The 14,182-nt window shown below is 36.5% G+C and carries 14 protein-coding genes; 10 read left to right on the forward strand and 4 right to left on the reverse strand.

The window, feature by feature from the left end; all coding sequences use genetic code 11:
• Positions 1-14 precede the first annotated feature (14 nt).
• The 10 genes from P0Y62_02210 (at position 15) to P0Y62_02255 (ending at position 8,076) form a co-directional block, all read left to right on the forward strand.
• Positions 15-566, forward strand: coding sequence for a dihydrofolate reductase family protein (locus P0Y62_02210; GenBank protein WEK70371.1), 552 nt, complete (start codon positions 15-17; stop codon positions 564-566).
• Between the two features lie 486 nt (positions 567-1,052).
• The gene (locus tag P0Y62_02215) at positions 1,053-1,592 is read left to right on the forward strand and encodes a tail fiber protein (GenBank protein WEK70372.1); all 540 of its coding nucleotides are present in this window, start codon (positions 1,053-1,055) and stop codon (positions 1,590-1,592) included.
• 44 nt (positions 1,593-1,636) lie between these two features.
• A complete protein-coding gene (locus P0Y62_02220; protein WEK70373.1) occupies positions 1,637-2,176 on the forward strand; it encodes a tail fiber protein in 540 nt (179 codons plus the stop codon).
• 39 nt (positions 2,177-2,215) lie between these two features.
• On the forward strand, positions 2,216-2,758 hold the full coding sequence (locus P0Y62_02225; GenBank protein ID WEK70374.1) for a tail fiber protein: 543 nt from the start codon (positions 2,216-2,218) through the stop codon (positions 2,756-2,758).
• 58 nt (positions 2,759-2,816) lie between these two features.
• The gene (locus tag P0Y62_02230; protein WEK70375.1) at positions 2,817-3,938 is read left to right on the forward strand and encodes a hypothetical protein; all 1,122 of its coding nucleotides are present in this window, start codon (positions 2,817-2,819) and stop codon (positions 3,936-3,938) included.
• Entirely contained in the window at positions 3,935-4,873 is a 939-nt protein-coding gene (locus P0Y62_02235; GenBank protein WEK70376.1) for a formyltransferase family protein, read from the forward strand. Before P0Y62_02230 ends, P0Y62_02235 begins: the two co-directional genes overlap by 4 nt.
• A 171-nt stretch (positions 4,874-5,044) precedes the next feature.
• Positions 5,045-5,311, forward strand: a complete 267-nt coding sequence (locus P0Y62_02240) for a SemiSWEET transporter (protein ID WEK70377.1) — start codon at positions 5,045-5,047, stop codon at positions 5,309-5,311.
• A 125-nt stretch (positions 5,312-5,436) separates the two neighbouring features.
• Positions 5,437-6,012 (forward strand): Crp/Fnr family transcriptional regulator, encoded by a 576-nt coding sequence (locus tag P0Y62_02245; GenBank protein ID WEK70378.1) that lies wholly within the window; start codon positions 5,437-5,439, stop codon positions 6,010-6,012.
• Positions 6,013-6,076: 64 nt separating this feature from the next.
• Positions 6,077-7,087 carry an NAD-dependent epimerase/dehydratase family protein gene (locus tag P0Y62_02250; protein ID WEK70379.1) on the forward strand — a complete coding sequence of 337 codons (1,011 nt, stop codon included), beginning with the start codon at positions 6,077-6,079 and terminating at the stop codon, positions 7,085-7,087.
• A 356-nt stretch (positions 7,088-7,443) separates the two neighbouring features.
• Positions 7,444-8,076, forward strand: a complete 633-nt coding sequence (locus P0Y62_02255; protein ID WEK70380.1) for an HdeD family acid-resistance protein — start codon at positions 7,444-7,446, stop codon at positions 8,074-8,076.
• A gap of 123 nt (positions 8,077-8,199) precedes the next feature.
• Here the strand turns inward: P0Y62_02255 and P0Y62_02260 are convergent, their stop codons facing one another.
• From P0Y62_02260 to P0Y62_02275, 4 genes are read right to left on the reverse strand one after another with little or no spacing between them, the layout of a single operon-like run.
• On the reverse strand, positions 8,200-9,753 hold the full coding sequence (locus tag P0Y62_02260) for a peroxidase, FMP-type (GenBank protein WEK70381.1): 1,554 nt from the start codon (positions 9,751-9,753) through the stop codon (positions 8,200-8,202).
• Positions 9,754-9,780: 27 nt separating this feature from the next.
• Positions 9,781-11,280, reverse strand: coding sequence for a ferritin-like protein (locus P0Y62_02265; GenBank protein ID WEK70382.1), 1,500 nt, complete (start codon positions 11,278-11,280; stop codon positions 9,781-9,783).
• A 2-nt stretch (positions 11,281-11,282) separates the two neighbouring features.
• Positions 11,283-13,337, reverse strand: a complete 2,055-nt coding sequence (locus P0Y62_02270) for a GMC family oxidoreductase (protein ID WEK70383.1) — start codon at positions 13,335-13,337, stop codon at positions 11,283-11,285.
• Positions 13,334-13,777: a hypothetical protein gene (locus tag P0Y62_02275; protein WEK70384.1), complete on the reverse strand. Its 444-nt coding sequence runs from the start codon at positions 13,775-13,777 to the stop codon at positions 13,334-13,336. Before P0Y62_02275 ends, P0Y62_02270 begins: the two co-directional genes overlap by 4 nt.
• Between the last annotated feature and the right edge of the window lie 405 nt (positions 13,778-14,182).

The raw sequence follows: 14,182 nt of genomic DNA on the forward strand, positions 1-14,182 counted from the left end.
AAATCGTAACCGATATGAGAAAGATAATTGCAGCATTCAATATGACACTTGATGGATTTTGCGATCATACTGCAGGCATTCCCGATGAAGAAATACATAAGCATTATACAGATCTGTTAAGTGATTCAGACGCTATTTTATACGGTAGAATAACCTATCAGCTTATGGAATATTGGCGGCCATATGTAAACAATCCTTCAGGTGAAAAATCAATAGACGATTTTGCATATGCTATTGATAAAATTCATAAAATTGTTTTTTCCCACAGTCTGGAAAATGTAGAATGGAAGAGTGCAAAGCTGGCCACTGAAGGATTAAAGGAAGAAGTTCTAAAATTAAAACAACAATCCGGTAGACCTGTTTTAATAGGAAGTCGAAGTCTGATTATACAATTAATGAAACTCAATTTGATTGATGAATATCAATTGTGCATTTACCCCGTTATCGTGGGAAGTGGTATGTCGCTGTTTGAAAATATAAACAATAGACATGTTCTTAAACTTTTAAAAGTCAAAAGTTTTAATGGAGGTTCCGTCATATTGTATTATAAGCCTGTCGATATCTAAGATGCATTACTATGCAATTTGTTTTAATTGATAGGTACGCTTTCATAACTAATGAAAGAATATTTAATGTTTTATTATTTTTATCTATAGGTTAAATAATTCATGGGAAATTTGGGTTTTTGTTAATTTTATGAATATTTAATGTTGAAAATGTTTTTGAATCAATAATTAATGTATATTTGTGATACTCTTCACGGAGTGATTTAAAAAAACTTAACCAGACCAAACTTAATAACATGATAAAAATCCCTAAAAAAGGTTTTAAGCCTTTACCGTTATATACTATTACTTAGTATAATTCTTCAAATAAAATCTTTACAAATACCGAAGCAGTAGAATTCATTTATATTCTATTGTCGAGGAAATGATTTCCAAATTCTAAAAGAAAATGTTGGAAGAGTATCATATTGTTTGCTATGTGAATTATAAATCATGAAAATTTCTTACGATAAAAACTTAACAATTTCAATTTAAAAACAATTAACTATGGAAGGAACAATTGGAGAAATCCGCCTTTTTGCTGCAAACTTTGCCCCTAGAGACTGGTGGTATTGTGACGGCTCATTATTGGCAATCAGATCAAATACTGCTTTGTTCGCTATTTTGGGAACAACGTATGGAGGAGATGGTATAGCAACTTTTGGCTTGCCGAATCTAGCTGGCCGATCAGCGCTTGGAGCTGGTCAGGGACCGGGATTATCTTATTATGATTTAGGTGAAAGTAGAGGTACAAACGCTGTAACACTGAATGTGTCTAATTTACCTTTGCATACCCATTTAGCAACTGGAACTATTGTTGTGCCCGCATCTTCACAGGATGGAGATTCAGATACACCCTCCAACAACGTGGTGGCAACAAAGGATTCTATGTATACCTCACAGGCTGGCAACTCTAGCACTAAACCTACTACTCTGACTTTACAGGTTGGTGTTTCCGGTGAAAATATTCCCCTGCAAATCAATCAGCCCTCGTTGGGAATGAATTATATTATCTGTTTGTATGGAGTTTTTCCACCAAGAGCATAATGTAAACTAAAAAATATAAATAATAATAATCAAACACTTAAATTATGGAAGGATACATAGGAGAAATCCGTCTATTTGCAGGAAATTTTGCACCATTGGGTTGGGCATTCTGTGACGGGGCTTTATACAGTATAGCAACATATTCAGCAACATATTCTATACTCGGAACAACGTACGGAGGTAACGGACAGACTACTTTTGCGGTTCCTGACCTGAGAGGGCGTATTCCTGTAGGAACCGGAACCGGAGCTGGATTGTCAAACGTTACTCTTGGAGAAATAGGAGGAAAAGAATCAGTTACAATGACCGTATTACAGATGCCTGCACATACTCACTCCGCATCAGCTACAGTCAGCTTTCCTGCTTCTATAGACGGAGGAGGCGAATCATTTACTTCTGAGTCTATATTGGGAGGGTTGCAAGGGGCATATTCATCACAGGCAGCAGATACTCATTTAGCTCCTCAAATCACTAGTAGTATATTATCTACAGTAGGAAATAATACTCCTTTTGAGATTATACAACCGGTTATGGCGGCCAATTATATCATATGTCTTGAAGGAATTTATCCAAGCAGAAGCTAATATAGTATATCAGTAACCTTTTAAAACTAATCATTCATTATGGAAGGAACTATTTCAGAAATCCGAATGTTTGCTGGTAATTTCGCACCTAAATACTGGGCATTTTGTCAAGGGCAAACATTAAATATAAATACAAACCAAGCATTATTTGCTTTGTTAGGAGTTACTTATGGAGGAAACGGGACAACAACTTTTATGCTCCCTAATTTTGCCGGAAGAGCTCCTATGGGGACCGGAAATGCGGTTGGAATTAAAAAATATCAATTAGGAGAGGTGTTAGGTAGTGAGACTGTAGTATGTACACTGGCCAATATGCCCAAGCACACGCATAATTCAACTTCTGGTACGGTAGCTATTAAAACCTTTTCTGGTGATGGAGACACCAACTCGCCTACTAACAGTACACTCGCTGCATTACCAGGATTGTATTCTGAAAATCCTTCAGATACAACTTTAAGACCTATCTCGGCAGCATTTAATTTAAGTGTTATGGGAGGAAGTCAGCCTATTAATATTAGGCAGCCTTATCTTGGAATGAATTATATCATTTGCTTATACGGAATTTTCCCATCAAGATCATAATTGAAAATAGAATAAACAAGCCTCTAATAGATATTTTAGAGGCTTTATATTAAAAAAAATGAAAATAGCTTTACTTTTACCACGATCTGTCATCTATCCTTCAATTTCTTTTGATATCATGGATGGTTTTAAACAATCCTTGAAAAATATGGGTTTGGAAGGTTATCATGAAATTATCTCTGCTGGAATAGGTGTTGCGGCAAAACATGAAGAAATTTACCAGCGGTGTGAACAGTTTTTAATCGAAGGTGCAGATGTTATTATTGGATATATGAGCCCTATTGCCGCGGAATTCGTAAATCCCTTGTTTCAGGCAGCAGATAAAACACTTTTAGTATTGGATAGCGGATATCATTTTCCGGCCTTTGACGGAAAGCTTTCGCATACTTATTTTATTTCTCTACAGGGAACTTTATGTACCCGGGTTATTGTTAATCAGGCGATTGAACAAGGTTATAAGAACTTTGCATTTACCTGTTCTTTTTATGATGCGGGCTATCGTCCCTCTTATATCTATTCTATTGCGGTAGAAGAAAAAGGAGGCACAATAGGCTTTAATCATATTACTTCTTTGCGACGTTCAGAATTTACTTTGGCTCCTCTTAGAGAATATATTGAAAGAGAAGAACAAACGGCTGTGCTTGCAACTTTTTGCGGAGATATGGCAGAAGATTTCTTTAGTGAAAGCAATACTATTTCTGCTGGTTCATCTGTGTATGGAACATGTTTTACAGCGGATGAATTATGGCTCAAAAAAATACCCTATCCGGGAAAAGACTGGAATTCAGCAGTAGCGTGGTCGCAAACTTTGGAAACGTCTGAAAACAAAACTTTCTTACATATCATGAACGGAATCAGAGAAGGAAAGGCGAATCTTTTCTCATTATTAGGATGGGAAGCTGCTCTTTTTATAGGAATGGAAAATATCAGATTTGATGGGATTTCTATTGATTCACCCAGAGGAAGGGTCTGGATGAATCCGGACAATGGATTTACAGAAGCTCCGGTTTATTATGCGACTGTGATAAAGGCTAAAGATTCAGAAAACTGTGAGCTTACGGATGTTCATTATGCGGCTGTTACAGAATCAGAGCGTGAGAGCTTAAAAATTAATATAAAAGACATGCAAAATACAGAAGCTAATACATGGTTTAATGCATATGGCTGTTTAGAATCATGATGAAAGTAACAAAAATATCAGTATTATGCAATAATCGTATGGCCATTCCTGCTTTACAGGCTCTACAGGGAGCAGGAATGCTTTGTGCGGTGGGAATACCTGAAGGAAATACAGATGTTATTGATTTCTGTACAATGCTTTCAAAACAATCTGGAATTCCTCTATTCATTATGAAAAAAGAAAATTTTCATATTAAAATAACGGGAATGATTGGCAATAGTAATCCTCGGTATTGTTTTACGATGACATTTCCTTGGAAAATACCTTCAGAAATTTTAGAAAATCACCCATCTCTGTTTTATAATTTTCATTATGGACTGCTGCCTGAAATGCGTGGTGCAGATCCGGTATTTGAATCTCTTCGCAGCAGATTGAAAGAAACAGGAATTACGGTTCATGCGATAGATAAAAAGATTGATACAGGAGCTATTATCATAAGAAAAACACTCCCTCTTAATTCTAACATGACGCATGGTATGTTATCTACCCAACTTTCGTGGCTGGGTGCAAATCTCCTTAATGAACTTTTGCTGTTATTAAATGATGGCTATCAAGGGACGATACAGGATCAGTCAAAGGCTAAATATTTTGCAAAGCCAAATATAAAGGATGTATGCATATCTTGGAAAACATCTGATGCGCAGACTGTAGAAGCTTTAGCAAGAGCCTGTAATCCGTGGAATAAAGGAGTATATACTCAATGGAACGGTTGGAATATACGGATAGTTGAGGCTACGATTATTGAAAAAGAAATTAATGGTCTCCATTCTCCGGGAACAATTCTTTCAATAGATACGGAAAATGGATTAATAGTCCAGTGTGATCAAAATACCCAACTCAGATTGGACGTTATCTATACCGATGAGGGTTTTATGAGTGGACATAAACTGAGTATTTTTGGATTAAAAAAAGGTGATTGCTTTCTCTTGAATTGATAACTCTTGTAATCAGAAATTTTTAATTGGCCAATATGCATACAGTATAATAATTAGGAGTAAATGAGTACCGGATGAAAAATTATTTTTAAATTGTTTTCTCAAAATATAAAATTACAGGATTAAAAATCTTAAGCTTACATAAGTTTATAGTTTTAAACAAGAATATAAATGATTGATGAAAATATTTTAGGAATTGCCGCAGGAATTCTGACTTCTGTTTCAATGCTTCCTCAGCTGATAAAAGTAATAAGAGAAAAAAATGTTGATGATTTATCATGGGTGATGATTCTGGTCCTTATTTTAGGTCTTTCATTATGGGTGTGGTACGGATTTAGGAAAAATGAATTACCTATAATTTTTTCAAACGCTTTTGCTGTCTTGGTAAATATGACCCTTTTTATCTGTTATTTACTCTATAAAAATAAGTCTGATTAATGCTTGATTACGTAAAAACAACTACAAATACATAATTCCTCATTGATGAGGTTGAGATATATTTTACTTAAAAAAGTATATCTTGTAAAATTTTATAATCAGATCAGGTAATTTATAATAATATTATGCATAATCAACTCATCCGGCTTATTTCAGAAACTACTGAACTTTCAGATTTGGATAAGGAATTGTGCATTCAATCCTTCGAACCTGTCCTGTATCCAAAAAACAGGGTGATTGAAGAAGAAGGAAAAATTCCACAATATTTGTACTTTGTAGTTTCAGGCTTTGTACGGTTGTTCCATTACAATGATAAAGGCGATGAGGTAACGACACACATCAATTGTCCTCCGGGGTTTATTACTTCTTATTCCAACTTTACAAATCAGACCAGATCGGATGAAAATCTGGAATGCATTACGGAATGCGAACTTTTACGTATTACAAAGACAGATCTAGACCTGCTTACTCAAAAAAGCCCTGCTTTTAAAGACTTCAGTTTTTTTGTCTTTCAGAAATCCTTATCCTATAATGAAAAACGTGCGAAAGAATTGGCAACACTTACCGCAGAAAAACGCTATTTGAAGTTAATGACAGAACATCCTGAATTATTGCATAATGTTCCTATGCAGTATATTGCTTCTTTTCTTGGCATGAATCCCAAAAGTTTGAGCCGTATCCGAAAACAGATTATTAAGTAACATTTGTGAAGTGGTTTTGAATTGGCAAGGTTGAACTTTGCAGTAGTATTTAAAATCAAAAAATATGACAAGCAAAAACTTAGTATTGGTGTCTGGAGCCAATGGGCATTTAGGCAATAATCTGGTAAGATTACTCATCAAAAAAGGATTTCAGGTTCGTGCATCTGTTCGCAACATCAAAAATAAAGACTGTTTTAAGGATTTGGACTGTGAAGTGGTTCAGGCAGATATTACTGATAAAGCTTCATTTGTAAAGGCTCTTCAGGGAGTGCATACATTTTATGCTGTAGGGGCTTCATTTAAATTATGGGCCAAAGATCCTAAAAAGGAAATCTACGACGTTAATATGAACGGGACCCGTAACACGATTGAAGCTGCAGCTGAGGCCGGGGTAAAAAGAATTGTCTATGTAAGTTCTATTGCCGCTCTGGATTATACGAATCTTCCTACTAAAGAAAGTAACGGATACAATCCTGACCGAAGAGATATGTACTATAATTCTAAGAATGACGGTGAAAAGCTGGCATTTCAGCTCGCTAAAGAATTGGGAATAGAACTGGTATCTGTAATGCCGGGAGCAATGATTGGTAGTGAAGCATTTCTTCCGTTGAATGTATCCTATGGCGTACTGGGATTAATCTTAAACAAGCAGATACCAATGGATACCAAAATAACGCTGAATTGGGTAGATGTAAAAGATGTTGCCGAAGGTTGCTATCTTGCAGCAGAAAAAGGACGCCCCGGGGAGCGTTATATTTTAGCCAATGAAAAATGTATGACCATTACCGATACCACGAAACTGGCTCAGAAACTTTATCCGGAATTAAAAATCAAAGTACCTGGTTCAGTTCCTAAATTTGTCCTATATGCGATTGCCGGTTTAATGGAATTTTCGGCTAAAATTAACAGAAAACCTCCGGTACTGACTGTAAAAGATATTGCAATGTTTTCAGGATTACAACAGAACTTCGATATTTCCAAAGCCAGAAATGAATTAGGTTTTAATCCCAAAAGCCCGGAACAAACTGTAAAAGAAGCTTTATCGTATCTTATGGAACATAAGAATTTACTGTAAATACAATGAGTAAGCAATTGCAGTTTGTAACATATTCTGAATATAAACTGATTAATTATGAAATGGCTATCAACAGATAGTCATTTTTTGTTTCATAAAGAGAAATCGAGCAAAAAATATACATTTTTATTGTGTTAACTTTTAAATATCATACTAATTAAGTCTCTTATATTCAGATATTTTATGTAAATTAGAACATCTGAAGAAAAGTTTTTATGAAGTAATGAAGACTTTGCTGTCAACATCAAATCATTTTACATTTCTTTTACGCAGATTTCCCGAAGCTATTGACAACAATATAAACACGGACTCGCCGAACACCGTATTGCAAAGTAGGCACTAAAAATTTATTCATTATGCCCAATCTATTAAAATCATTCAGAAACTCTGTGAAGCATTGGTATATCCCTCTTATTCTGGGAATTATTTTTATTGTTTGTGGACTTTATGTATTTTCTTCACCTCTTGGAACCTATCTGGCTTTATCGCTTTTATTTAGTGTATCTTTTATCGTTTCAGGAATATTCGATATCTTTTTTTCCATCGAAAATCGAAAATCGATGAACGGATGGGGATGGTATCTGGTGAGTGGACTTTTATCCCTGATTATGGGTATTTATTTGGTAAATTATCCTAAAATATCCATGGCAATACTTCCTTTTATTGTAGGATTTACGGTAATGTTCCGTTCTTTTCAGCTATTGGGGATTTCTTTTGATTTAAAAGATGCTCATGTCCTTCGGTGGGGGAATCTTGCTATTTTCAGTATTCTTGGAATTATATTGTCTTTCATGCTTTTAGCCAATCCTATATTTTCGGGAATGTCATTAGTTGTTCTTACCGGGTTATCCTTTGTTTTTGTAGGGGTAGCTTCTGTAATTCTGGCTTTTGATCTGAAAAAGCTTAAAAATTTTCCCAATAAGCTTAGCCAGGAAATAAAAGAAAAAATAGAAAATCTTCAGCAAGAAATTAATGAAAAAATGAGATAAAATTTAGCTTTTATAGCCTATTATCTACAGAAATATAAAGAAATAAACACTTCAAAAATGAAGTGTTTATTTTTTAGCATTAAAAAAGGAGAGAAATAGATTAAAAGGCTCCTGATCTTATGTTTATAGTTCTTCCTTGTGATAAGGACATCCTGCAGGTGGATTTGCAATTCGCTCAGACACTGAAGCTGTTGTTGTCATACTCATGGCAGGCGGTGCATTAAAGAATTCCTGTTCGATTACTTTTCTTTGATCAGCAGGAATATCTTCAATTTTACGAAGCGTATTTACCTGAATATGAGGCCAGCTTGTTGTACCGCCATCATTCCCAAAATCAAATTCGAAGAATATAATCTGTTCATATTGCAGCTGAAGAATTTCTTTTCCGTTTTCAATTACGGTTTCGATCCAAAGATTAAATTCTATTTCAACTGTCGGAACAAAACGATTAACAAAAGGAACGTTTAGGATTCCGCCTTGTGCGCCTGTTGCCATTCTTGATGATAATTGAACAAGTACAAAATTTTCAACATTTTGTCCGCTCAGTGTATCTCTTAATCGCATATCCGGTCTTACACAATAAGGATATAGTTCATTCGCAAGAATTCTCTGGGTATAGATTTTATTTGAACCTTTATCATTTTCATCCGTTAAAGTTTCGTGAACCCAAGCCGGAGCTGGTTCATCAAGGTTGATAGGACCTCCGCCACCTCCCATAGTGGGTGAGATCGCAAGATGAGGAGGATCCCAGGTTTTAATACCAGTCGGGAACTTTGGAGCGCCCTCTCTAAGATAATATTGCTTGTCGTCTTTATTTTCGGGGGTTATATCTCCCAACACCGTAATCGTACTTCCATGAGGAATAACTCCGCTTCTTGAAATTGAATAATCAGGAATAAAATAAGGTCCTGTAATTCCATCCATTGGCTTTATTTCCTGTGCCGGAATGATCTCATAATATTTTTGTCCTTCTTTTAACTGGCTTAAAAGAATATAGGAAGGATTACCGTTTTCGTCTCTTACTTCAACCAATGGCTCATTTCTATATTCACCTTTATAACCATATTTTTCAAAATCTTCGGTAGAAAAGGCGTGAATTCCGCGGTCTCTTTTGATGGTTTCTTCTGTGGCAGCATAATTATAGACATCACTTAACCAGAGATACATCCCATTTTCTTCGTGAATTCCGGCATATTGCAATTCAGATTGTCCTTCAACTTTATTGACGCTTTTAATGGTTTGATCATATTTTACCGCACCGCAAAATAATTCGGTTGCACCGCCACGGTTACGAACACCGCCGGGAACGATCTCAAACGTTAATTTTTCAATATATTCTTCCGTATCAAAACTGAATTTTCCCGGAATTGTTGATGGATTTGTCCCGGGAGAAGGCATAATCGTTGTGTGGATTCCGCTTCCCAGAGAAGGTCTTGTTATATTTTTGTTATAATTAGCATTGTAGCTTACCCACGTTCCATTCAGTGCTTCTAAAACGCCGTAATCAACATTATTGGCTATTTCCTGTAAATTTTCTTCTCTGAATGGTCTTACCGGATCATCAATCAAAAGTTTTGAATATCCTTCCATGAGCGTTGCAAGATATCCTTTCGTACTCTCAGCGGATGTTCTTGATAGTTGACTTTCTTTTCCAAAAATTTCTTTTCTTTTTAGCATGATGTTAAGTTTTTATGGTTTTTTAAATTAGTTTGTAGGGTATTCAAATGTGGGACCTGCATTTTGAGTGGAATTTAGAGGCTGGCTCATCAACCCGATTGCCTGCTCTTTTAGCGCATACATATACATGATTGATTTTTCGAGCTCCTTTGCATTGCCTTCTACTGCAGCCTGGATGGCATCTAATAAGCTTTTATAGGTTTGATTGAATGCCTTTCCCTGTGCATAAAGTTGTGGATTTGCCTGATAATCGGCCATTTTGGGGTTAGGTTTCATAGGGTAAGCTGCACTCCAGTCAACAGGAAGTGGTTTTCCGACAGGCGGTGTCGTTACCGGCATCATTCCGTTTTCATCGGTAAAAGGCCTGTAATCTCCCCCCACGTAGAAATGCTCATGAAATACTTCTTTAAATCTGAAATAATGCGCCAGTTCTGCGCCTTCTTCAAACTGAGAAGGGTCTACATCAAAGATAGAATCATCAGCACCTTCACCCTGACCTTTGATCTCCTGGAAAACTGCGATTACCCCAGTTAAAGCTTCAACAGCGTGTAATTTCCCGCCACTTCCGTAATATTGCTCAGGACGGATTTGCTTGGCGGGATCTCCTGTGAAAATTCCTCCCGTATTCAATTCTTTAAAATTCTGAGGAAGACTCCTATGTTCTTTGTAATAAGCGATGATTTGGAAAACAACAATGTAAAAGAATAATACATCATAATATTCACCGATGGTATGAACATTTTCCATGATGAAGCCTTTCATATTTTCAAGCGTCCAGTGATTATTTTCCTGTACGGCAGCTCTTTTAGCAAATGAAACGGTTGGTTCTAATTCTTCATGATATTTCGGAGCTTTTACCAGTGGACTGCTCGGACTTTCAATGGCAATAAAGGTCGCAATACTGTTTGTTGAAAAAGTTTCCAGCCCAACGTAGAAGTAAATATTCATAGGCAATTTCATCGGATAAGATGGATAATTCTGAGGTCTGTTTACGGAAGGTTGTATGCTTACCGCATTCATCACATTACAAACCATGATCATGTGGAGCATTTCTTCTACTGCAACACTTCGGATGATTTGTGAAGCTAGTGCATTGGTTCCGTCTTTAATGGAATACAAAGCAGTAAGGTAAGGCGGAATTGTAGAATGCTCAATCAGAATCGCGGTCTGTAAAAGATCCTGCAATATGGGTTTATAATTAATGTTGACTAAACCTTCCTTTTTAACCTCAGTATTGGGCTGAACAGATAAATCTTCAGGCTTTAATTCAGAGATTTCTGTTCCGAACTGTGAGCTTAAATATTGGTCAAATTGATCTTTCTGTTCATTTAATAAAAGATTTGTAAGCGTTTTGCTGTGGTGTTTTAATCCTTCTGTCCAATCTGCTTTGCTTATAGTAGGATCAAATAATAAGGATTGTAAGGAAAGCGCATCTGTAACTACTGCCGCACTTCTACCCATAATCTTGGAGTCCTGTAAAGAAGCTGTTTCCTGAGGTTCCGTTTTATTGATAAGTCTCTGTCTCATGTTTAGTTTTTTAATTTAGTTTCCAGATCTGCTAAGATGGATTCTACAGAACGGATTGTGAATGCCGATAACGTTAGAGTAGGGTTGGAGGTTCCCAAAGTTGTCATGTTTCCTGCTCCGACAATGTATAAATTCGGGTGATCCCACGACTTGCAATAGCTGTTTGTCACAGAATCGTCAGGAGTTGATCCCATTCTGTGAGTTCCTACAATATGACCAGCGCCGTTATAAGAATATCTCACATTATTGTACATGAAAGTATTATTGTCTGTCGCATTGTATTTGGTGAAATCTTCAATACCCAGTCTTTCAAACATCTGGTCTGAAGCCAGTTTTGCCTGTTCCATAGCTCTCATTTCATAGTCCGTGAGCTCATAATGAATAACCGGGCGGGGAATTCCCAAAACATCCAGATATTGATCATTGATGGTGACTCTGTTTTTTGGATTGGGTAATTGCTCAATTTCAAAGTGGAATAACACCTGTCTCGAAAGTCGGTAGGTTAAAGCTTCTTTTAGTTCAGCTCCGAAAAGCCCATCATTTAAAAATTCAGAAAGATCAGACCCGGGAGAGAAAGTTGGCCAGCTCCATCCCCAGTTGTCTAGCGGAGAAATCCAGGCTGAAAACTCACTTCTGAAGTTTCCGTCACGGAAAGACGAAATATTGGTTGTAGAACCCGGACCTCTGTAAGAATAAACAGGTTCCGGAAAAAGTCCCCAAGTTAGCATTACCATGTGATCCATCAGGTTTCTTCCTACCTGGTCACTTCTGTTGGCAACGGTTTTTTCCACTTTCTGGCCGTTTTCAGTTACCATATATTTTGAATTCAATAGGATTTTAGGGTTCTCAAAAGCATTTGCTGCAAGAATTACGATGGAATCTGATGTATCAATCACATCTTCAACAAAATCTGTTTTTTCTCTTGAAATATATTTTCTCAGATGAACTTTTGAAATTTTATCCTTGTCATTCTGATTTACACTTAATTTGTAAACTACACTCTGAGCTTTCACTTCAATGTATGGGTTACGCGAAAGATTTTCATTGTCATTTACTTTATATAATGCTTTTTTCAGTGTTTTTAAAGCATTGTATTTAGCCTGAACAGGACAGATCGGAACACATGAGGCATTTCCTTCACAACGCTCTCCCATATAAGGATTCCAGACTGCACCCAATGCTTTGTATTCTTCTTTTTCGGAACTGTCCAAAACTAATTTATAGCCTGCTTCTGATGTTTCGGCCTTAATGATTTTTGTTTTTCCGTATTTCGGATTGGGAATAGAATTTCTTCCTTGTGGAGAGGGAACAAGCATCAACGGGATATTTTCAAAATTTAACTGAACACTTGTTCCGGCAAGCCCTTCTATGATCTTCTGATCCATATAGCTTTGTGGAATTTCTTCCATCGGGAAAACATAATCTCCGTAGTACTGTTCCATGCTTTCAGAAATCGGATATTCCTGTTTTGAAACATCACCTGAAACGCCGATCTCAAATTCGGCCATTTCGTAGTAGGGCTTTAAGATGTCATAATTGATGGGCCAGTCCATTCCTCTTCCGTATTTTTCCTTTAAATGGAAGTCATTAGGAAGCATTCTTGGCGTTGTTCCCAGCCAGTGAAGGGTAGTTCCGCCTCCCACCCGGATTGCATCACTTGCAAAGGGCATTGGGCCAAACTGAACCAGATATCCTTTCTTATCAGGAAACGGGGGAACGATAGGTTCCATATCTAACACATTGGGAGAGGGAGCCTGTTTTAAATTGGGATAAGGAGAATTCGGAACTTTGGCTTCCTGTAAATAAAAAGTACGCATATACTCGTTATAATTCGTCATCGAAGACACGGAATCGAGTTCAAGTCCCGCTTCCAGACCGGCTTCAAACATCAGGATTGAGAGTTCCCGGACTTCATCTCCTTTTTGGGCATCTGCACGGTGAATCATTTTTCCTTTTTTAGTATCGAATACATGATCGGTCAGTAATTTGGCGATCAGTGACCCTGCAATCCCCGTTCCTACGATGATTACATCTTTTTTGTTGTCTGTCTGGCTCATGAATTACTGTTTACAGGTTTAATGGCCCATGATTTATACCCCGGTTGTTTTGCGCCTGGTGGATGAGCATGCATGACGTTCCATACGAGACCTTCTTTATAAGAAAGATCGTTGACGTAAGCTCCTTCCCAGGTTCCTAAATACCAAAGCGTAATAATGCTGTTAGCAATGCCTTGAGTGGAAGAATCAGAAAGAATTTCTGCATTGATCGCATTACTGAGCTGATCCTGACTATAAGAATTTTCAAGCACATTTTTGGAAGTATTCAAAAATTCGATGAAAGTTGCGGCTTCGATTTTTTTGAGAATGTGTTTGTAATAAATCTCGGCCAAACCAGTTGATTGGAGTTCGTTCACGGAAAATCCTGTAAGGGATTCTGAAATAGCCATGAACACGTCGTAATAATAATCATCGACGTTGAGGATTTTGTTGATAATCATTTTGTTGAGTTTTGGTAATTGAATTCCTGTCTCCCTTCAGAAAAGGAGATATGGACAAGTATGATGTAAATTGTTTTGAAATATCCTAAGTGTAATAGGCTATCAGATCAATAGGATTGATGTTTTTAGGGTTGTACATGGATGTTAGTTTTAGTTATCTAAAGATAGTGAATTATATTTAGGGGGAATATAAATTTTTTTGATAAAATGTTGTTAATCTGTTATTTGTAATAATTCTATAAAATAATTACATAAATTATGAATATAACAATTTAGATCTTCTAATTCGGCATTCATGTGAAGAATTTGAATGTTTTTGGAAGGTAAAAAATGATCTTAATAATTGCTAGTAATTAGGACGGTCAGTATAAAATGATAGAATCAGAAAGTTGTGTAAATTATTAA

The organism is Candidatus Chryseobacterium colombiense, from assembly GCA_029203185.1.
Classification (GTDB): domain Bacteria; phylum Bacteroidota; class Bacteroidia; order Flavobacteriales; family Weeksellaceae; genus Chryseobacterium; species Chryseobacterium colombiense.

Excerpts from the sequence above, each read along its gene's own strand:
- P0Y62_02250 (WEK70379.1), top strand. The coding sequence starts at position 6,077 with ATGACAAGCAAAAACTTAGTATTGGTGTCTGGAGCCAATGGGCATTTA.
- P0Y62_02260 (WEK70381.1), bottom strand. The coding sequence starts at position 9,753 with ATGCTAAAAAGAAAAGAAATTTTTGGAAAAGAAAGTCAACTATCAAGA.
- P0Y62_02225 (WEK70374.1), top strand. The coding sequence starts at position 2,216 with ATGGAAGGAACTATTTCAGAAATCCGAATGTTTGCTGGTAATTTCGCA.
- P0Y62_02230 (WEK70375.1), top strand. The coding sequence starts at position 2,817 with ATGAAAATAGCTTTACTTTTACCACGATCTGTCATCTATCCTTCAATT.
- P0Y62_02220 (WEK70373.1), top strand. The coding sequence starts at position 1,637 with ATGGAAGGATACATAGGAGAAATCCGTCTATTTGCAGGAAATTTTGCA.
- P0Y62_02275 (WEK70384.1), bottom strand. The coding sequence starts at position 13,777 with ATGATTATCAACAAAATCCTCAACGTCGATGATTATTATTACGACGTG.
- P0Y62_02210 (WEK70371.1), top strand. The coding sequence starts at position 15 with ATGAGAAAGATAATTGCAGCATTCAATATGACACTTGATGGATTTTGC.
- P0Y62_02265 (WEK70382.1), bottom strand. The coding sequence starts at position 11,280 with ATGAGACAGAGACTTATCAATAAAACGGAACCTCAGGAAACAGCTTCT.
- P0Y62_02245 (WEK70378.1), top strand. The coding sequence starts at position 5,437 with ATGCATAATCAACTCATCCGGCTTATTTCAGAAACTACTGAACTTTCA.
- P0Y62_02235 (WEK70376.1), top strand. The coding sequence starts at position 3,935 with ATGATGAAAGTAACAAAAATATCAGTATTATGCAATAATCGTATGGCC.
- P0Y62_02270 (WEK70383.1), bottom strand. The coding sequence starts at position 13,337 with ATGAGCCAGACAGACAACAAAAAAGATGTAATCATCGTAGGAACGGGG.
- P0Y62_02215 (WEK70372.1), top strand. The coding sequence starts at position 1,053 with ATGGAAGGAACAATTGGAGAAATCCGCCTTTTTGCTGCAAACTTTGCC.
- P0Y62_02240 (WEK70377.1), top strand. The coding sequence starts at position 5,045 with ATGATTGATGAAAATATTTTAGGAATTGCCGCAGGAATTCTGACTTCT.
- P0Y62_02255 (WEK70380.1), top strand. The coding sequence starts at position 7,444 with ATGCCCAATCTATTAAAATCATTCAGAAACTCTGTGAAGCATTGGTAT.